At 41.8% G+C, this 26,610-nt stretch carries 25 protein-coding genes; 24 read left to right on the top strand and 1 reads right to left on the bottom strand.

What is annotated here, in order from left to right:
- The first annotated feature begins 144 nt into the window (after window positions 1–144).
- From RH061_RS14610 to RH061_RS14540, 15 genes are all read left to right on the top strand, one after another.
- Window positions 145–993 carry a DegV family protein gene (locus RH061_RS14610; protein ID WP_311071227.1) on the top strand — a complete coding sequence of 283 codons (849 nt, stop codon included), beginning with the start codon at window positions 145–147 and terminating at the stop codon, window positions 991–993.
- A gap of 134 nt (window positions 994–1,127) precedes the next feature.
- Window positions 1,128–1,772: an HD domain-containing protein gene (locus tag RH061_RS14605; protein ID WP_311071226.1), complete on the top strand. Its 645-nt coding sequence runs from the start codon at window positions 1,128–1,130 to the stop codon at window positions 1,770–1,772.
- Entirely contained in the window at window positions 1,769–3,652 is a 1,884-nt protein-coding gene (locus tag RH061_RS14600) for an ABC-F family ATP-binding cassette domain-containing protein (protein ID WP_311071224.1), read from the top strand. The genes RH061_RS14605 and RH061_RS14600 overlap by 4 nt, the downstream gene beginning before the upstream one ends.
- Before the next feature lie 1,014 nt (window positions 3,653–4,666).
- A complete protein-coding gene (locus RH061_RS14595; protein WP_311071223.1) occupies window positions 4,667–5,797 on the top strand; it encodes a conserved virulence factor C family protein in 1,131 nt (376 codons plus the stop codon).
- Window positions 5,798–6,010: 213 nt separating this feature from the next.
- Window positions 6,011–7,723, top strand: a complete 1,713-nt coding sequence (gene ilvD / locus RH061_RS14590) for a dihydroxy-acid dehydratase (RefSeq protein WP_311071220.1) — start codon at window positions 6,011–6,013, stop codon at window positions 7,721–7,723.
- Between the two features lie 81 nt (window positions 7,724–7,804).
- The gene (locus RH061_RS14585) at window positions 7,805–8,239 is read left to right on the top strand and encodes a BrxA/BrxB family bacilliredoxin (protein WP_311071218.1); all 435 of its coding nucleotides are present in this window, start codon (window positions 7,805–7,807) and stop codon (window positions 8,237–8,239) included.
- A 153-nt stretch (window positions 8,240–8,392) separates the two neighbouring features.
- Window positions 8,393–9,169, top strand: a complete 777-nt coding sequence (locus tag RH061_RS14580; RefSeq protein ID WP_311071216.1) for a class I SAM-dependent methyltransferase — start codon at window positions 8,393–8,395, stop codon at window positions 9,167–9,169.
- 410 nt (window positions 9,170–9,579) lie between these two features.
- Window positions 9,580–10,161: a YpjP family protein gene (locus tag RH061_RS14575; protein WP_311071214.1), complete on the top strand. Its 582-nt coding sequence runs from the start codon at window positions 9,580–9,582 to the stop codon at window positions 10,159–10,161.
- A gap of 181 nt (window positions 10,162–10,342) precedes the next feature.
- Entirely contained in the window at window positions 10,343–11,131 is a 789-nt protein-coding gene (locus RH061_RS14570) for a TerC family protein (protein ID WP_311071213.1), read from the top strand.
- 518 nt (window positions 11,132–11,649) lie between these two features.
- Entirely contained in the window at window positions 11,650–13,284 is a 1,635-nt protein-coding gene (locus RH061_RS14565; RefSeq protein ID WP_311071211.1) for a YceG family protein, read from the top strand.
- Between the two features lie 4 nt (window positions 13,285–13,288).
- Window positions 13,289–14,368, top strand: coding sequence for a toxic anion resistance protein (locus tag RH061_RS14560; RefSeq protein WP_311071210.1), 1,080 nt, complete (start codon window positions 13,289–13,291; stop codon window positions 14,366–14,368).
- A gap of 234 nt (window positions 14,369–14,602) precedes the next feature.
- Window positions 14,603–15,304 (top strand): anthrax toxin lethal factor-related metalloendopeptidase, encoded by a 702-nt coding sequence (locus tag RH061_RS14555; RefSeq protein WP_311071208.1) that lies wholly within the window; start codon window positions 14,603–14,605, stop codon window positions 15,302–15,304.
- Window positions 15,305–15,461: 157 nt separating this feature from the next.
- Complete coding sequence (locus tag RH061_RS14550; RefSeq protein WP_311071207.1) at window positions 15,462–16,256, top strand: thymidylate synthase; 795 nt, start codon at window positions 15,462–15,464, stop codon at window positions 16,254–16,256.
- Entirely contained in the window at window positions 16,253–16,741 is a 489-nt protein-coding gene (locus tag RH061_RS14545) for a dihydrofolate reductase (RefSeq protein ID WP_311071206.1), read from the top strand. The genes RH061_RS14550 and RH061_RS14545 overlap by 4 nt, the downstream gene beginning before the upstream one ends.
- A gap of 109 nt (window positions 16,742–16,850) precedes the next feature.
- The gene (locus RH061_RS14540; protein ID WP_311071205.1) at window positions 16,851–17,582 is read left to right on the top strand and encodes a lysophospholipid acyltransferase family protein; all 732 of its coding nucleotides are present in this window, start codon (window positions 16,851–16,853) and stop codon (window positions 17,580–17,582) included.
- An 80-nt stretch (window positions 17,583–17,662) separates the two neighbouring features.
- On the opposite strand, the gene RH061_RS14535 is transcribed toward RH061_RS14540, so the two are convergent.
- Window positions 17,663–17,884 carry a hypothetical protein gene (locus tag RH061_RS14535; RefSeq protein ID WP_311071204.1) on the bottom strand — a complete coding sequence of 74 codons (222 nt, stop codon included), beginning with the start codon at window positions 17,882–17,884 and terminating at the stop codon, window positions 17,663–17,665.
- Between the two features lie 165 nt (window positions 17,885–18,049).
- On the opposite strand from RH061_RS14535, the gene ilvA reads away from it, so the two are divergent.
- The 9 genes from ilvA to RH061_RS14490 all read left to right on the top strand — a co-directional run bounded on the left by ilvA (window position 18,050) and on the right by RH061_RS14490 (window position 26,597).
- Complete coding sequence (gene ilvA / locus RH061_RS14530) at window positions 18,050–19,318, top strand: threonine ammonia-lyase IlvA (RefSeq protein ID WP_311071203.1); 1,269 nt, start codon at window positions 18,050–18,052, stop codon at window positions 19,316–19,318.
- 171 nt (window positions 19,319–19,489) lie between these two features.
- The gene (locus RH061_RS14525) at window positions 19,490–19,693 is read left to right on the top strand and encodes a twin-arginine translocase TatA/TatE family subunit (protein ID WP_167834439.1); all 204 of its coding nucleotides are present in this window, start codon (window positions 19,490–19,492) and stop codon (window positions 19,691–19,693) included.
- 102 nt (window positions 19,694–19,795) lie between these two features.
- A complete protein-coding gene (gene tatC / locus RH061_RS14520) occupies window positions 19,796–20,569 on the top strand; it encodes a twin-arginine translocase subunit TatC (protein WP_311071199.1) in 774 nt (257 codons plus the stop codon).
- Between the two features lie 280 nt (window positions 20,570–20,849).
- Window positions 20,850–21,101 (top strand): DUF2535 family protein, encoded by a 252-nt coding sequence (locus tag RH061_RS14515; protein ID WP_311071197.1) that lies wholly within the window; start codon window positions 20,850–20,852, stop codon window positions 21,099–21,101.
- Window positions 21,102–21,272: 171 nt separating this feature from the next.
- The gene (locus RH061_RS14510; protein ID WP_311071196.1) at window positions 21,273–22,115 is read left to right on the top strand and encodes a DegV family protein; all 843 of its coding nucleotides are present in this window, start codon (window positions 21,273–21,275) and stop codon (window positions 22,113–22,115) included.
- Between the two features lie 87 nt (window positions 22,116–22,202).
- Window positions 22,203–23,885, top strand: coding sequence for an ATP-binding protein (locus RH061_RS14505; protein WP_311071194.1), 1,683 nt, complete (start codon window positions 22,203–22,205; stop codon window positions 23,883–23,885).
- A 74-nt stretch (window positions 23,886–23,959) separates the two neighbouring features.
- Window positions 23,960–24,934, top strand: a complete 975-nt coding sequence (locus RH061_RS14500) for a nucleoside hydrolase (RefSeq protein ID WP_311071193.1) — start codon at window positions 23,960–23,962, stop codon at window positions 24,932–24,934.
- Between the two features lie 127 nt (window positions 24,935–25,061).
- Window positions 25,062–25,616: an SCO family protein gene (locus RH061_RS14495; protein ID WP_311076405.1), complete on the top strand. Its 555-nt coding sequence runs from the start codon at window positions 25,062–25,064 to the stop codon at window positions 25,614–25,616.
- 174 nt (window positions 25,617–25,790) lie between these two features.
- Entirely contained in the window at window positions 25,791–26,597 is an 807-nt protein-coding gene (locus RH061_RS14490) for an SGNH/GDSL hydrolase family protein (RefSeq protein ID WP_311071192.1), read from the top strand.
- The last annotated feature ends 13 nt before the right edge of the window (window positions 26,598–26,610 follow it).

Raw genomic sequence — 26,610 nt, 5'->3', positions numbered from 1 at the left:
TTTTCAGAATAATCTATTAACATAGGTTAGTTATATTGATGATGTAAGGCACCCGAGATTCGTACAAGCATTTTTGTCTTATGATGCTAAAAGGGAACTGGCAGATGAAAATCATCGATATTGAAAAAAATAGGGGGAGATTGTTTGAAAAAAATCGCATGGGTTACAGATAGTACAGCCTACCTGGATGAGGAATTGAAGAATCATCCAGATGTATATCAGGTTCCGATGACCATCGTGCTGGATGACGTAGAATACCTTGATGGCAAGGACCTGACTGCAGAACAATTATATGAAAAATTAAAGACTGTGAAGACGGCGCCGAAGACCTCTCAGCCCCCTGTGGGCGTATTTATGGAACTATATGAGAAGCTAGAGAAAGATTATGATCTCGTATTTGCAGTACTGATTTCGTCCAAGCTGAGCGGAACAGTCGCCTCAAGTGTACAAGCCGCACAAGATGTCAATATTCCTGTCATAACCTTTGATTCTAAAATTCTCACTTACCCATTGACTTCCCTATTAAAAAAGGGCATTGCGCTGGCGGAACAGGGCGCATCGATCGAGGAGATTAAGGAAAAGCTGGAAATGATACGCGATTCCAATGAAACCTATGTGATGATTGGCAGCTTGGAACAGCTCCATCGCAGCGGCCGTATGTCAGGAATGCAATTCTACCTTGGAAGCATGCTGAGTATCAAGCCTATTATCAGCATTGAAGATGGCGCGTTGAATACGAAAGAAAAGGTCCGAAGCGACAAAAAAGCTCGTGACAAAATATTCGATTATTTAAGACATTCTCACGAGAAATACGGAGTTAAGGAAGTGTACATCCTCTATGGCCTTCATAAAGAGGTTGCAGAGGAATGGCAAAGCGAACTAGAGACGATATTTCCTGACCTCACTTTCCTAAGCTGCCCAATTGGAGCCGTAATCGGCGTCCACGCAGGAGAACATACAATCGGAATCAGCTGGAATAACAAAGATGTATAAGTGCCGATTTGGCACTTTTTTCTTTTGTTTTTTTAAAATGAGAAGTATTTTTATTCGAGATACCAAGTATATAACCTGCTATCACTAAACAGTTTCTATGGTAAAATGAGTTCGGTAGGAAAGTGGGTGTTCACATGGAAGATAAAATCGTAATGGCAGAGGAATTTGTCAAAGCTGAGCTTGGCAAGGATTCTTCCGGGCATGACTGGCACCATATTGACAGGGTCAGGAAGAATGCCCGGCTTATATGGAGCAAGGAGAAGAAGGGTGACTGGTTCATTATCGAAATGGCTGCCTTGCTTCACGATATACCAGATGATAAATTGAATGAATCGGAAGAAGCAGGATGGGCTAAACTGGATTCATTTTTGCATAGCATAAAAATCGAGAGCGAACTCGTTTCAAGAATCAAGAACTGTATCGAAACAGTTTCTTATAAAGGCGGCAGGGTGATTGAGCTTGACAGCATCGAAGCGGAGATTGTCCAGGATGCTGACCGGCTTGATGCTCTTGGTGCCATAGGGATTGCAAGGACTTTTGCATTTGGCGGTAAAAAAGGCCACCCGATCTATGAGCCTGAGCTGAATGTCAGGGACCAGATGACACTGGAAGAATACAGGCAAGGCGACAGCTCTTCGGTCAATCACTTTTACGAAAAGCTTTTGAAGCTAAAAGATAAAATGAATACTGAGCATGCAAGACAACTGGCAGAGGAAAGACATAGATTCATGGAAACTTTCCTTGATCAATTTTACAGTGAATGGAATGGTAAGGCATGAAAATGATCACGATTGAAAACGTGACAAAAACATATGGTGAAAAAGAGCTATTCAATGGGATTACCTTTACAATTGGCGAGCGTGAAAGAGTCGGCTTGATTGGTGTGAATGGGACAGGGAAGTCCTCCTTACTCAAAATCGTAGCGGGCATTGACCAGCCGGATTCGGGAGACCTGATCTTTGCGAAAGATTATAAAATCTCGTTTCTTTCTCAACAGCCTGAAATGGAACATGATAAAACGGTTCTTGACCAGGTTTTTAGCGGAGAAGCCCCCATCTTAAAATTGATGCGAGATTATGAGGTCATTCTTTCTGAATTGGGTGAAAAACCTGATGACCCGGGCCTTCAGGAGAGGTTTTATGAGCTGCAGAGGAAGATGGATAGTTCAGATGGCTGGGATGCCAATACTGCTGCGAAATCCATTCTCATGCAGCTTGGGATTTCTGACTTCTCAAAAAAAATGGGTGAGCTATCAGGCGGGCAGAAGAAACGGGTCGCCCTTGCTCAAGTGTTGATTGAATCACCGGATTTGCTGATTCTTGATGAGCCCACGAACCATCTCGATTATGAGACGGTAAAATGGCTTGAAGATTATCTTTCAAGATATTCAGGTTCTCTTCTGCTCGTCACCCATGACCGTTATTTCCTTGACAGGGTGACCAACAGGATTTTTGAGCTTGATGGCGGAAATCTATACAGCTATAAAGGCAACTATGCGAGCTTCCTTGAAGCCAAGGCAATTCGCGAGGAAAACGAAGCCGCAACATTTGAAAAGAAGAAGAACTTGTTCAGGCAGGAACTCGAGTGGATCAGGCGCGGAGCTAAAGCGAGGACAACTAAACAGAAGGCCCGAATCCAGCGTTTTGACAAATTGGATGAAGAAGTGTCAAATGTGAAGTCCTCAGAAAAACTCGATATCTCTTTAAGTGGCAGTCGCCTGGGTAAGCAGGTGCTAGAACTGAAAGAAGCATCAAAAAAATATGAGGACAAGGTGATTTTGGATCACTTTAACCTTCTCGTGAAGCCTGGAGACAGACTGGGAATCATCGGCCGCAACGGGACAGGTAAATCGACTTTGTTGAATATTCTTGCAGGCAGGATCAGTCTTGATGACGGTGAAATCATTACCGGGCAAACTGTGAAGATTGCTTATTATACCCAAGAAAATGAAGATATGGACGAAAGTAAGCGCGTAATTGAATACCTGAAAGAAACAGCGGAGATCGTCCATACCACTGACGGCAAGACAATATCGGCTGCACAAATGCTCGAGAGATTCCTGTTCCCGCCTTATTCCCATGGAACTCCAATCAGGAAGCTTTCCGGTGGCGAGAAACGCAGACTATACTTGTTGAAGCTTTTAATGGAAGAACCAAACGTCCTGCTGCTGGATGAGCCGACGAATGATCTGGACACACAGACATTGACTGTTTTGGAAGATTACCTGGAGGACTTCCCCGGTGTCGTCATAACCGTATCCCATGACCGGTACTTCCTTGATAAAGTTGTCGATTTGCTTTTGGTTCTGGAGGGAAATGGCCAGACTGATTTGCATTACGGCAACTACTCTGAATACCTTGAAAAAAGACCGAAACCAGAAGCAGCTCCTTCAGTGCCGAAGAAGGAGAGGGTGGAGCAGACAGAAAAGCCCAAGAAAAAGAAGCTTTCCTTCAAGGAACAGAAAGAATGGGCAGAAATCGAAGATAAAATCGCAGGTACAGAAGAGCGCCTGGAAGAAGTGCAGACAGAAATGGCCAATATCGGAAGTGATTTTGAAAAGGGCCAGGCTCTGATGAATGAAGAGAAAGAACTGAATGAGAAGTTAGAGTATCTAATTGAAAGATGGAGCTATTTATCTGAGCTTGCCGAAAACGAATAAGGCCTGGGAAACCAGGTCTTTTTTTTGCTTTTTTGAGGGAATCTTCCATCGGATATATTAACTTTTGAAAGGTTCAGAGGAAAAGCTGTCAAAAGAAGAAGCAACTTCTGACAGGTTCAGAGGGAAAAGAGGAAAAGCTGTCAGAAGACAGAGCAACTTTTGACAGGTTCGAAGCAAAAAGAGGAAAAGCTGTCAGAAGACAGAGCAACTTCGGACAGGTTCGAAGCAAAAAGAGGAAAAGCTGTCAGAAGACAGAGCAACTTCGGACAGGTAAAGAGAGAAAAGAGGAAAAGCTGACAAAAGAAAGAGCAACTTTTGACGGGTTCAGAGAGAAAAGAGGAAAAGCTGTCAAAAGACAGTTCAACTTCCGACAGGTTCGGAGGGAAAAGAGGAAAAGCTGTCAGAAGACAGAGCAACTTTGGACAGGTTCAGAGGGAAAAGTGGAAAAGCTGTCAAAAGACAGAGCAACTTTTGACAGGTTCAGAGAGAAAAGGGGTAAAGCTGTCAAAAGACAGAGCAACTTTTGACAGGTTCAGAGAGAAAAGGGGTAAAGCTGTCAAAAGACAGAGCAACTTTTGACAGGTTCAGAGAGAAAAGGGGTAAAGCTGTCAAAAGAAGAAGCAACTTCTGACAGGTTCAGAGAGAAAAGGGGTAAAGCTGTCAAAAGACAGAGCAACTTCGGACAGGTTCAGAGAGAAAAGGAGTAAAGCTGTCAAAAGAAGAAGCAACTTCTGACAGGTTCAGAGAGAAAAGGGGTAAAGCTGTCAAAAGACAGAGCAACTTCGGACAGGTTCAGAGAGAAAATATGAAAAGCTGTCAAAAGAAAGAGCAACTTCGGACAGGTTCAGAGAGAAAAGAGGAAAAGCTGTCAAAAGAAGAAGCAACTTCTGACAGGTACGAAGAGATAACAAGTAAAGCTGTCAGAACAAATGGTCAGAAGTAGCTTCGAAATGCTATCTATCACTCATTATGTTAAAATGGCTTCATTCCTGAAAAATATAAAGGGGTGGGAATATGAAAATTGTATCAATTGAACCAACGCCAAGCCCGAATACGATGAAGATCAATCTGGATCAAGAACTTCCTATGGGCAAGAGCAATAACTATAAAAAGGATTCGGCGGCCGGGGCTCCGGAAGTCGTCTTGAACATACTGGAAATTGAAGGGGTAAAAGGGGTTTACCATGTTGCAGATTTCCTGGCGGTCGAACGAAATGCGAAGTTTGACTGGAAAGTAATCCTTCCTGAGGTGAGGAAGGCGTTCGGAGAAGATGCCGAGGAATCTAGTGATTCTGCACCTGAAATCAATGAGCATTTTGGAGAAGTAAAGGTTCTTGTTCAAGTCTATAAGGGAATTCCGATGCAGGTAAAGTTGACAGATGGCACAGAAGAAAAGCGGTTTGGCCTGCCAGAATCCTTCGTAACAAAAGTAGGTGAGGTACAGACTCCTGACGATAATGTAGTAATGGTCCGCCGTTGGAAAGAACTCGGAGTCCGTTACGGGGAATTCGAACAGGTAGGTAATGATGTTGTTGAAGAGCTTTTGGCGGCATATCCTCCTGAGAGGCTGGAGGAGCTTGTCAAGCTTGCTAAAAATCCAGGACAGGAAGCTCAGATCAAAGCAGCAAAGAAGAAAATCAGGATCACAGAAGCTGATTTGGAAAATCCGGATTGGCGGATCAGGTACCAGCTTCTTGAGCAAATGGAAGATCCTACTATAGAGGACCTGCCGATGCTGGAAAAAGCATTGAAAGATGAGAAAGCATCCATACGCCGCCTGGCAACTGTATATTTGGGAATGATTGAAGATAAAAATGTCCTGCCATTGCTATACAAAGCCTTGAACGACAAAACAGTAACCGTTCGCCGGACAGCGGGTGACTGCTTATCGGACCTTGGTTTTACGGAAGCAATGGACGAAATGATGGAAGCACTAAAGGACCCAAGCAAGCTTGTCCGCTGGAGAGCGGCAATGTTCCTTTATGAAGCAGGTGATGAAAGGGCACTTCCTGCGTTAAAGGCTGCAGAAGATGACGCTGAATTCGAAGTAAGCATGCAGGTGAAACTGGCGATTGCCCGTATCGAGCATGGCGAGGAAGCAAAAGGATCAGTCTGGAAACAGATGACGGAAGCAAGAAAACAATAAAAAATCAAGACACCCTTGACATTATTCATTAACGTCCAGGGTGTTTTTTTCTGGAGATAAAGATTCTGGTTTTTGCTCACTCTAATGATTTTCCTTATTAAATTAATTATGAATACGCTTACTTATTTTTAATAATTAAAATATTTAGATAATTATTGCAATCATCCCTAAAAAGAGGTAATGTAGTGAATAAAAAATCGGGAGGGACATTCAATGGGAAAAGATTTAAGGATCAAGAGCCATGTATTTAGTGATGATGCCAGAAAGGCCCCGAACAGAGCAATGCTGCGTGCGGTTGGTTTCAGCGACGATGATTTCAGAAAGCCGATGATTGGAATAGCGAGTACCTGGAGTGAGGTGACTCCTTGTAATATACATATTGATAAGCTAGCAGTGAAAGCGAAAGAGGGTGCAAGAGCAGCAGGTGGAGCGCCGTTGATTTTTAACACTATCACTGTATCGGATGGAATATCGATGGGAACAGACGGAATGCGCTATTCGCTTCCAAGTCGGGATTTAATTGCTGATTCGATTGAAACAGTGGTCCAGGGGGAAAGTCTGGACGGTTTCGTTGCCATTGGAGGCTGTGATAAAAATATGCCAGGCTGCATGATGGCGATTGCCAGAATGGACCTTCCTTCTGTTTTTGTTTATGGAGGAACAATCAAACCCGGAAATCTAGATGGAAAGGACATCGACATCGTGTCAGCATTCGAAGGTGTCGGCCAGTATAACAAGGGTGCAATCGGTGATGAACAACTTCATAAGATTGAGTGCCAAGCTTGTCCAGGTTCTGGATCCTGTGGAGGGATGTACACTGCTAATACAATGGCCAGCGCTATCGAGGCCCTTGGCATGAGCCTGCCAGGAAGTTCATCACACCCAGCAGAAACGGATGAAAAGCGGGAGGATTGCTATAAAGCCGGAGAAGTGGTCTATCAGATGCTGGAGCAAGACCTTCGTCCAAGACAGATTTTAACGAAGGAGGCTTTTGAAAATGCGATTACGGTCGTAATGGCTCTTGGGGGATCCACAAATGCTGTCCTGCATCTAATGGCCATTGCACACGCTGCTGAAGTTGACCTGACTCTGGATGATTTCAATAGGATCCAGGAAAGAGTCCCTCATCTTGCCGACTTGAAGCCAAGCGGCAAATATGTCATGCAAGATCTCTTCTATGCTGGCGGGGTTCCTGCAGTCATGAAACTCTTATTAAAAGAAGGACTGCTCCACGGTGATTGCCTCACTGTTACGGGAAGAACACTCGAAGAGAATCTTAAGGACTTTCCTGACTTAAAACCTGACCAAAAAGTCATTCGCCCTGCAGCCGAGCCGTTCAGAAAGAATGGTCCGCTCGTTGTTTTAAAAGGGAACCTTGCACCCGATGGCGCTGTGGCAAAAGTATCGGGATTAAAGGTTAAAAGTATGACTGGTCCTGCAAAGGTTTTTGATGATGAAGAGTCAGCTTCAAAAGCAGTGATGTCTGATGAAATTGTCGCTGGAGACGTATTGGTCATCCGGTATGAAGGTCCAAAGGGAGGACCGGGTATGCCTGAAATGCTGAGCCTATCAGCAATCCTGGTGGGGAAAGGCCTTGGAGAAAGTGTTGCACTGCTGACAGATGGAAGGTTTTCGGGCGGCAGTCACGGACTGGTTATAGGCCATATTGCCCCTGAAGCACAGGTTGGCGGTCCGATTGCATTAATAAAAGATGGGGACGTGATTACGGTTGATAGTGAACAGAAGCTGATCTCGGTTGCGTTAAGTGAGGAGGAGCTTGCGGTTCGCAGGCAAAACTGGACTCCGCCGCCACTTCCAAAGAGAGGTGCACTGGCTAAATACGCCAGACTTGTTTCTTGTTCCTCAAAAGGCGCTGTAACCGATCTTTTCGCTGGAGAAACTGTCCAGGAGCCTGTCCATTCCTAGTATGAGGCGTTCTTTTATTGCGTTTTGCATAAATATTATAGTATGCTAACACTGCAAACTATTGTTTGGGAGGGAATATTTATGTCAATGGCATATGAAGAATATATGAGACAAATGGTAAAGCCAATGCGCGAGGAATTGACACGTGCAGATTTCAAAGAACTTCTTACCGCTGCTGAAGTTGAAGAATTCATGGAAAATGTAGAGGGAACAACGCTTGTCGTAGTGAACTCTGTTTGTGGTTGTGCTGCAGGTCTGGCACGTCCATCTGCCACTCAAGCTCTCTTGCGCAGCGAGAACAAGCCAGATCATCTTGTGACTGTTTTTGCAGGGCAGGATAAAGAGGCAACTGCAAAAATGCGTGAGTACTTCACAGGTCTTGAGCCATCTTCACCATCAATGGCATTGTTGAAGGGGAAAGAAGTCGTTCACTTCATTCCACGCCATGATATCGAAGGCCAGCCAATGGAAGCAATCATGGAAAACCTGACAACTGCATTTGAAGCTCATTGCTAAGCTTCATTGCTTTTGCCATTAATATTTTAGTTTCACACAGGTAATTATCAATCTTGAGAACATGACTAAATAAGTTAGAGAAGGATGTCTAAGGACGTCCTTTTTCTATGCAGGCAAGGAATTCATCAATATTTGTGTCAGGAAGTGTTGGGTGTGTTTGTGACAACAGCAGGCAGGACAAATGAGATTATGACAGCTAATGCAAGAGCAATAGCCCTTGAGCTTAATGCAGATTTCGTACCGAGGAAAAAAAGGTCAGTATCAGCGCTCCAGGAAATCGTGAAGGATGATTGCCTGGTAGTTGGCAAGGAGAGGCTAGAACTATTCCCGCTGGGAGATGCGGAGCCTTTCTTTTTTCACCCTAATTCTGCTATGTTCCGGATCAAACGATTAATGAAAGGGGAAAATGATCCTCTCGTAGATGCAGCAAAACTGCAGGAAGGGATGAGTTTTCTCGACTGCTCGCTTGGCCTTGGATCCGATAGTATCGTAGCTAGCTTTATTGTAGGGGAGTCAGGATCTGTCACCGGGATAGAAGCAAGGCCTGAGCTGGAATATTTGGTTAAAACCGGACTCAAAACATGGGATTCTGGATATGAAGCAATCAATCATGCTATGGGGAAAATTAATGTAGTACAAGGGTATTCACTCCAGTTCCTTTTGGAGCAGGAAAATGATAGCTTCGATTGTGTTTATTTTGACCCGATGTTCGATGAATCGATACTAGAGTCGGATGGAATCAGGGGCCTTACGCATTTCGCGATATATGAGGGGCTTTCACAAGAAGTCATTCAACAAGCAATCCGTGTTGCCAGGAAAAGAGTCATCCTGAAAGACCATTTCAGAAGCAAGCGATTTGAGGATTTTGGTTTCAATGTGTACAGAAGAAAAACAGCTAAATTTCATTTTGGAGTCATAGAAAAAGAATGAGGCAAAACCACATTCTTTTAAAATAATAGAATTTCCAATACCTTGAGCATGGAGATTCATGACGGACAATAATTCCTTACTGTCCGTCATGAATCTAAATCATACTTAATCCGCAATTGCCAAATAGACAAAATAAGCAAGTGTAACTAGACTGACTGCAACAGCGACCCACTCCATACTTATGACCTCCCTTTTTCACTTCATTGAAGAAGCCTCTATTATTTCCTTATTACCATTTTTAAAAAATCTGAAACCCTTTGCCCAATTTTACGTATAAACAAGTTATAATAATACTAAGCATTTTTTATATTATGGCCAAAGGTGTCTATTTCTAAGCAACTATATAAGTGAGAACGAAGATTGCTATTTTTACAGATAATAACTCCTATTCATATAAGGAAGTGATCCACATGCCCGCATGGCTGCGCAAATCTCTCGTTGTCATGATCTCGATTGTCACGTTTGGGATGGTATCTCCTGCCCAGGTGAATGGTTTTCTGACAACTACAGCTGAAAGAACAGAAAGATCGACCTCTGCTGAAACAAGTTTCGCTGAATCGCTGGATGTTCCCCTAGATGAGGAAGATGAGAGGGACACATTCATTCATAGAGCAATGAAGGAAGCAGAACTGCAATCTTTCCAGAAATTTGGAACAAAAATTGGCCCGGTGATTGAGGATGAATTCAGGCAGACCATTTTGCCTAACATTGAAAAGGCAATTGAAATGGTCGCAATGCAATATCCGGAAGAAAAGCTGAATTCTCTGCGTATCACAGAAATGCCTGGTGGTGGTGAATCTGAAAAGATTTTCCATATAATCGGGGAAAGTGGGAAGGACATTATCCGATTCCACGTAAGAAGAGACCAGCCGCCCAAGGAAGGTTTCTGGTTTAATTTCCATTACCACACTTATCATGATAATTTCCAGAACCATTATGAGCTCGGGAAAATATTTTGGGCGAAAAATACTCCGCCTAAATGGAAAAGCTGATTGAAGGACCCGCTAAAAGAAAAAGCAGCAGTCTTGAGCTAAAACACATGTGACTCCCAATATTTTTGGCAAATTTAGGACTTAAATTAAGAAAAACGAAATAAGTTTTTATAGAGGCCCGGCAGATGCTGGGTTTTTCTGTACAAAGCCTAAGAACCAAAAAGTGGGAGGAACATCTAGAATGGCAGACATACTGCAAGGGTTTGTTGATACTTATGTCCAGTTTTTTAATTGGGATATGTGGGTCGAGGTTTTAACGGATCCTGTCAGCTGGGGGCTTATTGGTACACTCGTCATCCTTGAAGGGCTTTTATCTGCTGACAATGCCTTAGTCCTGGCGGTCATGGTGAAACACTTGCCAGAAAAACAGAGGAAAAGGGCATTATTCTATGGGTTGCTTGGCGCATATGCGTTCAGGTTCATCGCAATTGGGATAGGAGTGTATTTAATTGAATTCTGGTGGGTGAAGGTGTTAGGAGCTGGTTATCTCGCCTGGCTGGCAATCAAATACTTTATCGAAAAGAAAAAAGAGCAGAGTCATGATGGTGGGGAGGTTGCGGGAATCAATCAGAGCGGCCTGCTGATCCGGTTGTTTGGTACATTCTGGGGTACGGTGGCCGCAGTGGAATTAATGGATATCGCATTCTCTGTGGACAGTGTCCTGGCTGCTTTGGGCATCAGTGAGGAAATATGGGTCTTGCTCCTTGGGGGTATGCTGGGTGTTCTGATGATGCGAGGTGTTGCTGGGGTCTTTATTAGGTTGATCGAGAAGATTCCCGAACTTGAGACGACTGCCTACATCCTGATTTTTATCATTTCGGCAAAAATGTTGGCTAGTGTGTTTGGCTTCCATTTAGAACATGCGTATTTCTTCATTCTGCTGCTGATTACTTTCTCAGCCACATTTGTCCTGCACTATGTTAATAAAAAGAAAGCTGAAGTGAATGAACAGCAAAAAAATGTCCAATAAAGGCATCGAGGAACGGATACAGGTCTGTTCCTTTTTCTTATTTTGCAGGACGATTGTGAACAAAACTAAATTTACTTATCATAGTCCCTTACAGGGGCGATCACTCTTAAAGTTCTCCGGACAAATAAGAATAGGCAGACAAATGATACATAGATAAGCAAAAAAGTACAGGTGACGTGTAATAATGTCGAGGCAGCTGGAGTGATTAAAAAGGTGAGTATAAGTGAATAAAATAATAAATCAAACAAAACAAGAACGCCTGAGCACATGGTTTGACTGACTTCCTGTAATTCAAGCTGCAATTCTTCAACAGGCTCTCTTTTATAAATAAAGCGCATATTAATTTCACCTTCCCTGTTTAAGTATTCATCTATATGCGAGGACAGAGTGAAAGGTGAAATCACAGAAAAAGAGGACCTTGATGAAACTTTTAAGGTTCTTCACCCGTACATGGTATAATCAGACAATTTGAAATCACAAATGTTTTTAGATTAACGTCCTCAGTGGGAAGTGATTCTATGCACCCTATAAACAACAAATTAATCATGTACCCAGTGCCTGTTACATATGACGACTTTTTGGTCATGGTAAATACCACTTCTAGTGAGCGGCCGTTTTATAAGAAAGAGGGCACAAACACACAAATTGGACAGGTGGTTGCGAGTTTCATTGGCATTCCTCATGATGAAGAGGCATATTATAACCAATTGTATGACTGTGTTCACTCGCACGGGCTCATCTTGTTAAGCGACTCTTCACTGAAAAAGATAGATGTTACAGACCATATTCAATCAATCCAGCAGATAAGCAGGGTCGTCAAAGAACAGAGCTTATCCATCAGAGACTTTGTTTCACAGTTGGATAAAGGAAGGCTGCAGCCCAATGTCGAGAATTTCCAGATCAATCGGCAAATAAGAGAAGCGGCGATTAAAATGATTGAACTGTATACGAATACGGAAAAAGAGGGGCTCGAGAGCAAGGAGTTCTTTTTTGTTCTCAATGATGTAATTAACTGGATTTTCCATCTCGAGAGTGAACTAAAGAAAGCGGATCCTGATCTGAGGATGCCTGCGTTTCTTTGGTATGGGAACTTTAGAAAAAGTCACCAGCTTTTAATATACTTTTTGATTGAAATGGGCTGCGACCTTGTCTCCTTCAATCCAGCGGGCAATGACATATTATCGATAGGTGAGCAGGAAAAGTTAAAAATATGCTTTCATGCTTTCCCGGAAATCAGTACCCTAGAGCCATTTCCAGAAGAAGTGAGGATGAAGACAACTACAGTGGCATTCAGGGCGTCTAAGGAAATTGAAAAAATCCTCGACTGTGACGGCACGGTGATTTATAAACCATGGCAGCTAAGAGATTACAATCCTAATGCCATAACGTTAAAAACAACATATGACGAAATGTTTCTGGTAGCCGGGGAAAAGGCGATGTTCAGACCGCATTTTGATTTGCAAACGAAGGTTGTGAAAATTCCGGTTATATTTGCGAAAGTCAATGGCGTCACAAGTAATCGCCGTGAATATTGGAACCGTCTTCATGGCTTAATTCTTCAGGAAAATACCTATCTGGTAAAAAGTCTGCCCTTTTCTCAAGGGGCAAACAATGACTTCCGATTCCATTATCAAAAGTTATTAGATAATGATGGGCTGCTTAATCTTGAAAAGATGGCAGGTGCCCATTATTGGAAATATAGTCATCTGCCTGCCGGGCTTCAAAAAGGGCTCGCTTCAGCAATCAGGAACATATGTGCAGCTCCTAAACTTAAGCCAAGGAATAGTGAGAAAGTTGATGATGTAAAGGTTTATCTATTCAACCAGGCAATGCAGATACCTGAGATGATACTGAAAATGCTGCAGAAATTCGACTACTCCCAGAACGTGCCCAAGTTGATTCTGTTCAATAACCAGCTAAATGGATCGCTGACCAGGCCAGATGCCGCTCTTCTGCTGTTATTGAATCAATTTGGAATTGACATCGTGATTTTTAACCCGGCGGGGCAAAGTGACATCGAAAATTACATCGATCAAAGTGCATTTGTATCCCACTGGCTGGAGGATGTTGTCTTCGAACAAGAGCTAAAGGAGCCTTCAGTCATTAAAAAGTTGATTTTTCATGGCATCTCAAAAATCCTAAGGAGAGATTAAGCTGATGAATCCAACTCATGATCAAAGTGTCAGCTCTTCAAATGGCAAGTCTAAGAATGTAGCGCCAATATCTCCTATTAAGTTGGCATTGAGGAATGAGCCTGAGGTACAGAGGCTGGCACGGAGTATTGATGAAAATATTATCAATATCCTTCAATATGGCAAGGAGCCGTCAGTTGAGGTTTCACGCTTTTCTGATGTCATCCTTGACATTATGAGGACCACCAATGTAGAGGACTCTGGAGATATGCTAAAGCAATTAGGCAAGGTCATGGATCGTTTTGACAAAAAGGATTTTGAAACAGTCTTCGGGGGAATTTTAAGTAAGCTATGGAGGAAAAGTGGAAAGAAGGCGGATAGGGTTTACAACAAATACCAGTCAATAGGAAAGGAGATAGAACAAGTTTATATAAAAATATCTAAATATAAATATGAATTGACAGAAACGACGAATATGCTTGAACGTCTGTATGAACAGATTCATCAGGATTCCTTGACACTGGAAAAATATGTGGTGGGGGGAGAATTGAAGCTGGAGGAATGGAAGACAAAAAAACTTCCACAGCACGAACAAAATGAATTGAAAGGGAATCAATTGTCATCCATGGAACTTGATTCATTACGAAATGCGATTGAGCTTCTTGAACAAAGAATCCATGATCTTGGGATAGCGAAAATGACTGCTTTGCAGACTGCTCCCCAAGTAAAGCTGCTACAGCAAGGGTATGAGAAACTGATCGGCAAAGTCAACTCGGCTTTTTTAACGACCATCCCGATTTTCAAGGATGGATTGATACAGGCTGCAGCAGCAAAGAGACAGAAGTTAATGGCTGATTCGCTGAAAGAGCTTAATCGGCGCACGAATGAGGTGGTGACCAGGAATGCACAGCACACTGCGGCCAACAATGTGGAGGTCGCCGGCCATTCTGTTACGCCAAGCATCAAGATTGAGACGATTGAAGAATGCTATCATATCATTCTTAAGGGAATGAAGGAGATCAAGGCAATTGAGGAAGAAAACAAGCGTCTATATGAAGCCGGGAAGCAGCACTTGAAACAGCTTCAGGAAAACTGCGAGAAGTAAGCAGTCATAACTGCTTTCTCATAAAAAAAACTCATCCAATTACTGATTCGGATGAGTTTTTTTTATGGCAAATAACAACGATATTTATTGGCCTTCCTGAAATTCTCAGTCAGAAGGCAAGCAATCATATGATATAATTTTAGAAGATTACTATAGAGAAATTCCCTCGAAAATTATAACTCTTCCACTTGAACTTACACCTTCGGAAATACACTTCAGGAAAGGGGATAATAAATGAAAAAGGTTTATCAAATATTCGTTGTTATCATACTTTCCTTCACGCTGCTCGGAAGCTCCAATGCGAATATGGACGGCATTTTTCTATATGAGTATCCTAAACAATCCCTGCTCTATGAAACACTGCAGCCAGAAGACGCAAGGCTGGCTGGCAGATTGATTGTCCTGCCGGAAAAGGACTTTGATCAGGCAGAAGCGGCAATGATCATAAAAAGACTTACCGCCCTTCCGGAAAGCATGATTTTTAAAGCGGTCAACAACAATATTAAAGTGAAGTTATTTGAAGGCAGTTTGACAGATAATCCAACGGCAAGTCATTTAAAGGGAATTGTTCCTCGAGGATATACATCTGAGAAGACATGGGATCAGGTACCCGGGATTGGGGGATCCAGGACGGTACTTGTGAAAATTGGCAGCAGTGAAAAAGGAAAGGGCCACGGTTCTATCAATCTAGAACTACATGAATTTGCCCATTCACTTGACCGCCATGTATATGACGGAATCAGGCACGAGAAAAGGTTTCAGGAAATCTGGAAACGTGAAAGCAGGCTGCTTTTCCCGGGGCGTGCTTATTTCCTCGATTATCCTGAAGAATACTTTGCTGAGAGCTTTGCAATGTTTTATATTGGCGGACTGCCTGCAAAACTGCTTAAGGAAGCAGCACCGCAAACCTACCAATATATCGAAGGCCTTAATTAGGCCTTTTTTGCCATTATTGAGCCTTTTGGCAGGAAAAACGGAATTCTATGGCAAAGTTATAAGAGAATTTAAAATAAGGGATACAGCCTTCCACCACTGGGGGGTAATTTGCTAAAATAAGAAAAGAAATCGAACGCTTTGAAGGGCAGGGAGATTCATGAAACAATATCTAGAACTTTGTGAACATGTATTGAATACAGGTGTGAAAAAAGAAGATCGGACAGGTACTGGTACGATCAGTACGTTCGGCTATCAAATGCGCTTCAACCTTAAGGATGGATTTCCGCTGCTCACAACGAAAAAACTGCACTTGAAATCTATCATCCATGAACTTCTATGGTTCCTGAATGGTGATACGAATGTGAAATACCTGCAGGACAACGGAGTGCGCATCTGGAATGAGTGGGCAGATGACAATGGGGAGCTCGGCCCAGTATATGGCCACCAGTGGCGTTCATGGACAGGTGCAGATGGCCAGACGGTAGATCAGATCACCGAATTGATCCATACTATAAAAACCAATCCTGATTCAAGAAGGATGATTGTCAATGCATGGAATGTGGCTGAAATCAATAAGATGGCTCTGCCTCCATGTCATTGTATGTTCCAGTTTTACGTAGCCGACGGCAAGCTTTCCTGCCAGCTGTACCAGAGATCGGCTGATGTATTTTTGGGAGTTCCATTTAACATTGCTTCCTATGCCTTGCTGACTATGATGGTCGCTCATGTCTGCGATCTTGAGCCAGGAGAGTTTGTGCATACTTTTGGTGATACCCATATTTACTCTAACCACTTAGAGCAGGTTAAATTGCAGCTCACACGCGATCCTAAACCTTTGCCGCAAATGCGGATCAACCCTGAGGTCAAATCAATATTTGATTTCAAATATGATGATTTCGAACTGGTCAATTATGAAGCGCATCCACATATAAAAGGGGTTGTCAGTGTATGATATCGCTTATTTGGGCAATGGATGAAAACAGAGTTATCGGATACCATAACCAGCTGCCGTGGAGACTCCCGGAGGATCTAAAATTTTTCAAGCGCATGACAATGGGCCATCCAATCGCCATGGGAAGGAAAACATACGAATCGATTGGCAAGCCCCTTCCAGGAAGGGAAAATATCGTCATTACACGTGACGATCAATACGAGCCCGAGGGATGTACGGTGATGCATTCAATTGATGACCTTTTAGCTTTAGCTGATATCAACAAGGCAAAAGAAGTGTTCGTCATCGGCGGTGCAGAAATATTCAAGGAAGTCCTCCCACACGCTGACAAGCTGTATCTTACGATGATCCATCACCAATTTGAAGGCGACACCTTCTTTCCAGTGTTCGACATTGATAAATGGGAGCTTGAGTCAAGAGAGAACGGCTTGAAGGATGAAAAAAATCCATACGATTATGAGTTTTTAATCTATAAGCGAAGGTAAGCATTGCAGTCCTTTTTAGGGCTGCTTTTTCTATACAATTTTCCGTTACATATAGTCTCTTCAGGTTATATCCAGTATAATGACAACAGAATAACCTTAGGAGGAAACAATGCTTCGATTAATTGCGTGTTTTTTGTATATGGGTGGCTATCTAGTTTACACCATACCAAGGCTTTCACGATTAAAAAGGTTGCCGGATGATTTAAATCCAGATATTAAGAAGCAATTGATTCATGAGACGCCAAAAAAGTGGTCAAAAACTTTCATGGCAATGACAGGGTCACAGATAGAAGTTGAGGGACTTCATCATATACCAGAAGGTCCGGTGTTGTTTGCCAGTAACCATGAGGGTAATTTTGACATACCTGTTCTCATAGGAGCCATTGAAAAACCTTTTGGCTTTATATCGAAAATTGAAGTGAAGAAGGTCCCTGTTTTATCAGCCTGGATGGAAGCCATCAATTGTGTCTTTATTGATCGGAAGAATCGTGAAAAAGCCCATGATTCCATCATGGCAGGGGCGAAGCTCTTGAAGGAAGGGAATTCACTTGTGATTTTTCCAGAAGGAACAAGAAGCAAAGGTGGTCCTATAGGCCTCTTTAAGGCTGGAGGCTTCCGTCTTACTAAAGATTCAGGTGTCCCGATTGTGCCGATTTCCATACAAGGAACAGCTGATGTGTTCGAGAAAAACGGCCGTTTAGTTAAACCGGCAAAAATAAAAGTCGTAATCAGTCCCCCGGTATACAGCCGGCAATATAAGGATAAGGATTTAATTTCCCTTGCTGAAGAAATTAGAGATGTGATCATCCAGTCTCGGAATGCTAAAAGGATTGCCTCATAACTATTCTGTAATGTCAACAGCCCCTGCATGATTGCAGGGGCTGTTCGTTTTAGAAAATCTGGCTGGATGATGTTATGGAGTTATTCGAATTGTGCAAGGCTATTCATCATTTGGTTGAATTCTGCAGGAATGCAAAAATCCTCAGGCTTTAAGTTGTCTCGGATCCATTTCACCATTTCCAACGGACTATTGAAATACTCTCCGCTTGTGTCACTTTTGCGAATCATGTAGCGGCCGTTGTCCTCATCAAGTGTAACCTCCACCGGCAAAGCCCCGTCATAACTATTCAATGAAAATTCCATTTCTCATTTCCCTCCAGCGTAATTTCCGTTATTATATGTTATTTTACTACCATTATATTCAACTTGAAAGCCTAAAATTTTTAAATATTTAAAAAATTCAACTGACATAGTGATATTTCATGTTATAATGGAAAAATTAATATTTTGCAAAGTGAGGGTGACAGTATGGAACAAAAAACAATGAAGAAAAAATGGGTAAGTGTTGAGGATATTCTCATTGCCTATCGGCATCTAAAAGAGGTTGTTGCCCATACACCATTGCAACTGAACCAGCGTTTATCTGAAAAATATGAAGCTGATATTTATTTGAAACGTGAGGATTTGCAGCATGTACGCTCTTTCAAGTTAAGAGGGGCTTATTATGCTATGAAGTTATTATGGGATCAGGGGCTTGATCATGGTGTGGTATGTGCCAGTGCCGGGAATCATGCTCAAGGTGTAGCATACGCTTGCCGACAGCTCGGAATCAACGGAAAGATTTTTATGCCAGCGACAACACCTGGCCAAAAAGTCAGCCAGGTGGAGATGTTCGGTCGTGAATTCGTTGATATTGTCCTAGTCGGGGATACATTCGATGACTCCTATCGGGAGGCAAGGGAATGTGCAGAAGAAGAAGGGAGGGAATTCATCCATCCTTTCGATGATGAAAAAGTAATTGCCGGGCAGGGAACCGTTGCAGTGGAGGTTTTGAATGATTGTCAGGACTCTGTTGATTTCCTGATCGCAAGTATAGGCGGCGGAGGTTTGATGGCAGGAGTTAGTACATATATAAAAAGCGTATCTCCGACGACCAGGCTTATTGGGGTCGAGCCATGTGGTGCAGCATCGATGAACGCAGCATTTGAGCAAAATAGCGTTATTCCCCTAAAGGAAATCGATACATTCGTAGATGGTGCAGCGGTCAAATGCGTAGGCAGTAAAACATATGACGTTTGTAAGGAAAATGTTGATAAGCTAGTTGCTGTTCCAGAAGGAAAAGTGTGTTCATCAATCCTGGAGCTATATAATGAGCATGCGATTGTCACTGAGCCGGCAGGAGCTTTACCGATTGCAGCCCTCGACCTTCTGCGGGATGAGATAAAAGGAAAGTCGGTGGTATGTGTCATAAGCGGAGGAAACAATGATATAAGCAGGATGCAGGAAATTAAAGAAAGGTCTCTTCTACATGAAGGGCTGCTGCATTACTTTATTGTCAATTTCCCGCAGCGGGCAGGCGCATTGCGTGAATTCCTTGATGATGTACTGGGGCCTGGTGATGATATCACGAGGTTTGAGTACACAAAGAAAAATAATAAAGAAAGCGGTCCGGCGCTTGTTGGTATCGAATTGAAAAATAAGCATGAATACCATAGACTGATCGCGAGCATGGAGAATAAGGGATTTGCCTTCATGGAATTGAATAAGGATAATCAGTTGTTTAATTTACTGGTATAATATTAATAATAGATAATTAAGGGTGAATGTTATAGAATAAGAACTGTCACAGAAAATTAGCTTGCGCAGCCTTTGTGAATTTCTTATGAACTTTCACGGCATTCCTCCACTTTGGGGAGTAAAAGTACTATAATCATAGTAGATTTACAATATGAAAAAGGAGATGTTGATATGTTATCAAACATCGGAGTTCCTGGATTAATTTTAATCCTTGTCTTAGCCCTAATTATCTTTGGACCTAAAAAGCTTCCTGAGATCGGCCGTGCATTTGGCCAGACGCTTCGTGAATTCAAGAAATCAACTCGTGAATTGACAAGCGATGTCATGGAAGAATTTGAAGAAGAAAAGAAAGAAATCACGAAAGTCACTAAATAAGGTGTAAGATGCTTTTGTCTTACACCTTTTTTTAAAAAGAAGGCTTGTAGATGACAGGCTATTCAAGAACAGCACCAAAAGGAATTGGCAGGGGATTGTTATATGGAAGATAAAGAATTGAATCTGGTGGATCATCTCGATGAGCTGCGGAACAGACTGATCATTTCGGCTGTAGCATTTATTATTTTCTTTGGCGTAGGATTTTTCTATGTGAAAGAAATATATAACTTTTTTGTCCGGGATTTGGATGTAAAATTAATAGTCTTAGGTCCAAGTGACATCGTATGGATTTACTTCATGCTTGCCACCATCATCGCGATAGCTGGTACGATTCCTGTATTGGCCACACAGATTTGGCTTTTTGTCAAACCAGCACTCAGGCCAATCGAACGGAAAATATCACTTTCTTATATACCGGCGTTATTCATCCTATTCATCGTTGGTCTTGCTTTTGGCTACTTTGTGATTTTTCCTACAGTATTGAACTTCCTTGTGGAACTTAGCGGGGATATGCTCGTTACCAACTTTACGGCAGAGAAATATTTCAAATTCATCATGAATATGACCATCCCATTCGGGGTATTGTTCGAATTGCCAGTTGTCGTCATGTTCTTGACATCGTTGGGAATCATTAATCCTTATGTTCTGGTAAAGGTCAGGAAATATGCTTACTTTATATTAATTGTGATTTCAGTCATCATTTCTCCGCCTGATTTCATGTCCGATATTCTGGTTACGATTCCACTTTTGGTTTTGTATGAGATCAGCGTGAACTTGTCTAAATTTGTTTACAGACGGAAGCTTAAGAAGGAAAAAGAGTGGCAGGAGCAATATGGTGATATGGAAGAGGAAATCGATGAGGAAATATCCAGATAATAAAGGATTCAGATCCTGATCAAGCTCCAATAAAACAGACATTAAAACGTGTGGAATTCCACACGTTTTTATTATGATCTTTTTCCTCCGGACCTTTATACCTGTACTCATGATTCAGGGTAAGGAGTCCTCTAATATAACAGTTGTGTTGCTTAAATCTTGCAAGCATCAAGTTTACGAAAGTACCTAAAAAAAATATTTTTATCTCCGTAAACAGACACATTTCGACCAGGAATTGGGGTATAATATAATCAAACGGGTATAAAAGAGGATTGATATTTTGTTATTCAAAAGCCTAGAGTTCAAAAATGTTGTTGGACAGAAGGTTAAAGTCGTGGATATTCCTGTGTTGGAAGAAGAGAGCACCTTTTATTTTATGATCCAAGTCCGTTTGCAAACTTTTATAACAGCAATCTATCAGGAAAGAAACGCAAAAAAGTTTTATTCTTTTAAAGAGTATTTAAAAAGAGTCATGAAGTGGCCGGATTACGAGCAATTATTCCAATGTGCTGAATTGAAAAATAACGCCTGAAGATTCATTTTTTGAAGCGCCCTTAATTAAGGCGCTTTTGTTCTTTTTGTAGGCTCTTTTCGCAGATTTCGCTGCTTGGAAAACCGAAAAGAAAGTATGCAAATATTTTAAATTGCATTTGAGAATAGGTATAATAGTCATAGTGGAGTGTTTTGATAGGGATGTGAAATTATGTGTAAAATTAAAATTGTAACTGATTCTACTTGTGATCTGAATGATGAGCTTATTAAAGAATGGGGGATCGTCGTTGTCCCTTTATCCATTTCTATTAATGGGGAAAATTTTTTAGATAGAGTGGACATCAGTCCAAAGGAATTCATGGAAAAGATGAAAGCTTCTCCTGAGTTGCCAAAGAGTTCTCAGCCACCTGCCGGTGAATTTTTAAAGGTTTATGACGAGCTGGCTGCGGACGGTTATGAAATCATCTCCATACATATGACAGGCGGCATGAGCGGTACCGTCCGCTCTGCAGAAAGTGCGGCGCAGATGACCAGTGCGAAGGTGCATGTAGTGGATTCCCGCTTTATATCGAAAGCTTTGGCATTTCAAGTCCTTGAGTCTGCCAGGATGGCCGCTGAAGGCAAATCAGCTGAAGAAATAGTCACAAGGCTGGATGAAATAAGAAATCAGACTCGTCTTTTTGTGGTCGTTGATACGCTTGAGAACTTGGTCAAGGGAGGGCGTATTGGCAAAGGAAAAGCCATGATTGGTTCATTGTTGAATATTAAACCAATCGCTTCTCTGGAAGGTGGAGAGTATACGCCAGTTTCCAAGGCCAGAAGTCATTCCCAGGTGGTAAAGTTTCTTAGAAATCAATTTGCCTCAGATGTAGACGGAAGAACGATCAAAGGTGTAGGGCTTGTTCACGCAGAAGGCATAGGCCTTGCAGAAAAAATTAAAGAAGCTGTGTATGAAGTCTCTGGCTATGATGACTTTACAATCGAAGAAACAACGCCAATCGTGAGTACTCATACTGGTCCAGGTGCTATAGGTTTTATGTACTATTTTGAATAAGGCTCATTCCTCAAAGTCCTGAAATTTATATTTCAGGATTTTTCTATTGGCATACAAAGTTTTTTTACAACACAGGAAAATCAAAGATTGTGTCGAATATTTTCATTATTCACTTTAGATGGAACGGAATGTGACAATGAAAATATGAAGCTTAATGTTAAGAACATGCCATTATTTAAAAAGGTCTTAATGTTTTCGTTTATGATCACAACGATTGTGGTCGTGTCAACAATAGGAACAAGCTTCTACCTGCAGTCAAAACAATTGAAAAGCCAAATGGCAGACAAGGTTGAAGGAGTGGCGGGTATTTGGTCATCCACACTGGATCCTGAGGACATTAAAAAGGCAGATGAGCTCCGTGATCCGTCGACCCCTTCCAATAGGAGGCTCGAAAAGCTTCTCACTATGGTAGGCGATAAAAGTGCTTCATTCCTCGGTGCTTACATTATCCTGCCTGAAGAATATCCAAATCAGAAAGTTTACATATTGTCTGCATCAGATGTTTATAATGGATACTCCTTCGATTCCATGATGTTTTATGATGCAGGTGAAGAATTTTTAGGTGCGTATCGAGAAACAAGGAAAAATAAGACCATAACAAGTACCGATATTTTTACAGATCAATATGGATCTTGGATTTCTTCCTTTGCTCCAATTACAGATAACAGCGGTAATGTAGTAGCCATACTGGGGATTGATGCAAAGGCATCCATCATAAAGAAAAATCAAATGGAAATTCTTCTGCTGTTATTGTTGGAGATGGCCGCCATTTTAGCTGCCGTATATGTCATTCTGAATTGGGGTCTCAAAAAGGTCATGAAACCAGTAGATGATTTGTTTTTTGGCATAAAGGAAATCAGTTCTGGTAATTTCAGCGTCAAACTTCCGGTCCATGATCAATCTGAGTTAAGTTTATTGAGTGAAAAGTTCAATGAGATGGCTTCCCAGCTCTCCCAGCTATTCGAAAGGGTTTCTGAGGCGTCAAAGCAATTGGGCCAAACATCCATTAAGGATAAGGAATCTCTTCTGTTGGAAGAAGCCATTAATACCATGGAGGATATCTTTGAACGTACAAAGCTTCAGCAAGAGCTTCAACGTGCGGAGAAAATGAACGCGATCGGCCAGCTGGCAGCCTCTGTTGCGCATGAAATCAGGAACCCTATGACTGTTGTTAAAGGCTTCCTGCAAATTTTCCTCTCCAAAGAGATGAGTGAAGAAGACCATATGTATTTGAAGCTGATGATCGAAGAACTGAACAGAGCGGAAAATATCATTAATGACTATTTGAGTCTGGCCAAACCTGATGTTGGAAAGCTTGAAACCATCGATGGCAGCGTGCTGACGGAACAGGTCATGGATTTGATGAGCTCTTATGCCATGATGTCAAAAAATATTTCAATGCATACCGAAATAAAGGATCAGGTTAGAATCAGGGGCAATAAGAGTGAACTAAAACAAGTGCTTATCAATATCCTTAAAAACGGCATCGAAGCAATGGGGGATGGAGGCAAGCTTAGTATGACACTGGAGAAGCAAGGTGACTTTGGTGTTTTCATCGTCAAAGATACAGGAATTGGCATGACTGAGGAGGAGCTCTCAAGGCTTGGCACGGCTTTTTATTCACTAAAAGAGCGGGGAACAGGAATGGGATTGATGGTATGTTACCAGATCGTAGAACGGATGAAAGGCCATATAAAGGTTACGAGCAAAAAAGGAGAAGGTACCATTTTTGAGATAATGGTCCCATTATTAATGGAAAGCCCTGAGTAAAAATCAGGGCTTTTTAAAATTTTGCCATTATTTTCAATGCCCTCAATATAATTTTAGAAAGGGGGTGCCCGGATTTGGTTAAAAAGATACTGTTTTTTAGTGATTTTGGAATAGATGACAATATCGCTGTATTATATGCGTTCTTTAACAAGGAAATCGAACTGGTTGGAGTAGTTGCTGATTATGGAAATGTTTCAAAGCAAGACGCGATGCGAAATGCTGCTTATATTCAGGAACTTACAGGAAGGAAAGATGTTCCAGCTTTCGCAGGTGCTGAACTGCCATTGACAGGAGATCCGCCTGCATATGTGCCTGACGTCCACGGCATTGAAGGACTGGGTCCAATTATCCCTGATATTGAAGTGGATTACACTCTTGAAAATTTCCATGGTATCCAGGAAATCATCGAAAAAAACCCAGGTGAAATCAATATTGTGAATGTTGGCAGGCTGTCATCACTTGCGGCTGCATTCATTCTCTATCCTGAAACCATGAAAAAAGTAAAGGGTTTTTACATTATGGGTGGTGCATTCAATGAACCGGGGAATGTGACGCCGGTGGCTGAAGCGAATTTCTATGGTGACCCTTACGCCGCTAACATCTTGTTGACTCAGGCCAAAACACCTGTTAAAATCATTCCGCTAAATGTGACAAGTGGAGCGATAGTCACTCCTGCCTTGATTAATGAGCTTGATGAGTATTACCACTCAATCGGGAGTGAAGTAGGAAAGCTTGTGAAGCCAATGTTTGATTATTACTACAAGTTTTATAAGGAACGAAATCCTGAACTGACTGGTGCTCCTCTCCACGATGTTCTTACCTTATGGGCGTTGGTCCATGAAGATCATGTAGTTTACCGCGACATCCCTGTTAAGGTTGTCGTAAACATAGGAGAGGCATTTGGACAGAGCATCGGAGATTTTAGGAGTTATATTGATAAAGCAGTATATCCTGTCCATCAAGTAGCAGTCAACTTCAATTATGCAGAGTTCATAAAAGATTTCTACAAGACGATGAAAAATTCACAAACTCACAATGGCACAGGGTAAATGATGTAATTTCACACATCTTTCATACCTTTTTCTTTCTTCTCTCAAATGCCTCTGATAAAATTGTCTTTGGACATTATTCGAGAGATTGCAGGTGATTGTTTTGAAAAAGGTTTATATCATTCTCATGCTTGCTTCAGTTATGATGTTTGCTGCCGCATGTGGGAATAGCGGACTTAAGGATGCGATGAACTATCCGATTGAGGATTTTACTTTCACGAATCAAGAGGGTGAATCGGTTAGTAAAGCGGATTTAAAAGGCAAAGTATGGGTTGCCAGCTTTATTTTTACGAACTGTGCGGATGTCTGTCCGCCAATGACAGCCAATATGGCGAAGCTACAGGATATGATGAAGGAAGAAGGGCTTGAGGATGTCGAGATTGTTTCCTTCAGTGTAGATCCTGCTGTAGATAGTCCTGAGGTACTTAAGGAGTATGGCAAGAAGTTCAATGTTGACTTTACGAACTGGTCTTTCCTTACAGGCTATACACAAGAGGAAATAGAGAAATTTGCGCTTGAAAGCTTCAAGGCCTTTGTGAAGAAGCCGGAAACAGGGGATCAGGTCATTCATGGTACCGATTTTTATCTTGTCGATCAGAACGGGGAAATGAGAAAGTATTATACTGGATTGAAGGAAGTCCCTTTTGAACAAATAATTAAAGATATTAAAACACTTCAATAGGCCGCAAATTGTGGCCTGTTTTTTTGTCCCGGGATAAACCTTTCCAGGATGAACAAAATTAAAATATACGTTCCGCTTTGTGGTTCGAAATGATAAAAGCAAATCGGAAAATAAGCCCCATCAAATGCATTAAATGATATAATAATTATACTTTTTAAAGGTAGGTGATGGATATTGTTGAAGAAATTCACCTTACTTTATTTAGCACTGGCCATGATCTTATCGTCCTGCAGCCAGTTTGAAAGTTTTGAAAAAGGGAACTTCAATAAGGTCAAGGAAACAGGAATGGAATTGAAGGAAGCATTGCCAACCTCATTCTTTCCGAGGGATTTGCATATTGTTGCTGCGGGGGATTCACTGACACAGGGTGTAGGGGACAGTACTGACTCAGGAGGTTATATTCCATACCTTACTGAGCAGCTCGAAAAAGAAAAGACAATAAAAAATGCGAATTTCGAAAATTTTGGTGTCAGAGGGAACCGGACCGACCAGCTTCTTACTAGGCTGAAAAATAAAAATGTACAATCCTCTTTAGAAGATGCGGATTTGATCATATTAACGATCGGCGGAAATGATTTAATGAAGGTGGTTAAGCAGAATTTCTCCAGTCTGCATCTAAATCAATTCAAAGCAGAACAAAAGTTGTTCGCAGACCAGCTTCAGGAAATCTTTTTATCAATCCGAAACCAAAATCAAGAAGCTCCAATTGTATTAGTGGGACTTTATAATCCATTTTATAGCTGGTTTGCGGATGTTGAGGAAATGAATCAAATAGTGGATGAATGGAACGGCCAAAGCCTATCAATCGTAGAACAGGACGGGAATGCACATTTTGTCGACATTCATGATATTTTCCTGAACAATGAAGAAAACCTGTTATATACTGATTACTTTCATCCAAACGACCGGGGATACCAATTAATTGCTGACCGGATTTTTGAAACACTGGATGAGCAGGTCATTGACTCAATAACTAACTGATGCAATAAGTCAA

Source organism: Mesobacillus jeotgali (assembly GCF_031759225.1).
Classification (GTDB): Bacteria; Bacillota; Bacilli; order Bacillales; family Cytobacillaceae; genus Mesobacillus; species Mesobacillus jeotgali_B.
This window is presented reverse-complemented; position numbering and strand designations above follow the sequence as displayed.

Coding starts and splice junctions, on each gene's coding strand:
- RH061_RS14605 (WP_311071226.1), top strand. CDS start 1,128: ATGGAAGATAAAATCGTAATGGCAGAGGAATTTGTCAAAGCTGAGCTT.
- RH061_RS14600 (WP_311071224.1), top strand. CDS start 1,769: ATGAAAATGATCACGATTGAAAACGTGACAAAAACATATGGTGAAAAA.
- RH061_RS14595 (WP_311071223.1), top strand. CDS start 4,667: ATGAAAATTGTATCAATTGAACCAACGCCAAGCCCGAATACGATGAAG.
- ilvD (WP_311071220.1), top strand. CDS start 6,011: ATGGGAAAAGATTTAAGGATCAAGAGCCATGTATTTAGTGATGATGCC.
- RH061_RS14585 (WP_311071218.1), top strand. CDS start 7,805: ATGTCAATGGCATATGAAGAATATATGAGACAAATGGTAAAGCCAATG.
- RH061_RS14575 (WP_311071214.1), top strand. CDS start 9,580: ATGCCCGCATGGCTGCGCAAATCTCTCGTTGTCATGATCTCGATTGTC.
- RH061_RS14570 (WP_311071213.1), top strand. CDS start 10,343: ATGGCAGACATACTGCAAGGGTTTGTTGATACTTATGTCCAGTTTTTT.
- RH061_RS14565 (WP_311071211.1), top strand. CDS start 11,650: ATGCACCCTATAAACAACAAATTAATCATGTACCCAGTGCCTGTTACA.
- RH061_RS14560 (WP_311071210.1), top strand. CDS start 13,289: ATGAATCCAACTCATGATCAAAGTGTCAGCTCTTCAAATGGCAAGTCT.
- RH061_RS14555 (WP_311071208.1), top strand. CDS start 14,603: ATGAAAAAGGTTTATCAAATATTCGTTGTTATCATACTTTCCTTCACG.
- RH061_RS14550 (WP_311071207.1), top strand. CDS start 15,462: ATGAAACAATATCTAGAACTTTGTGAACATGTATTGAATACAGGTGTG.
- RH061_RS14545 (WP_311071206.1), top strand. CDS start 16,253: ATGATATCGCTTATTTGGGCAATGGATGAAAACAGAGTTATCGGATAC.
- RH061_RS14540 (WP_311071205.1), top strand. CDS start 16,851: ATGCTTCGATTAATTGCGTGTTTTTTGTATATGGGTGGCTATCTAGTT.
- RH061_RS14535 (WP_311071204.1), bottom strand. CDS start 17,884: ATGGAATTTTCATTGAATAGTTATGACGGGGCTTTGCCGGTGGAGGTT.
- ilvA (WP_311071203.1), top strand. CDS start 18,050: ATGGAACAAAAAACAATGAAGAAAAAATGGGTAAGTGTTGAGGATATT.
- RH061_RS14525 (WP_167834439.1), top strand. CDS start 19,490: ATGTTATCAAACATCGGAGTTCCTGGATTAATTTTAATCCTTGTCTTA.
- tatC (WP_311071199.1), top strand. CDS start 19,796: ATGGAAGATAAAGAATTGAATCTGGTGGATCATCTCGATGAGCTGCGG.
- RH061_RS14510 (WP_311071196.1), top strand. CDS start 21,273: ATGTGTAAAATTAAAATTGTAACTGATTCTACTTGTGATCTGAATGAT.
- RH061_RS14495 (WP_311076405.1), top strand. CDS start 25,062: ATGCTTGCTTCAGTTATGATGTTTGCTGCCGCATGTGGGAATAGCGGA.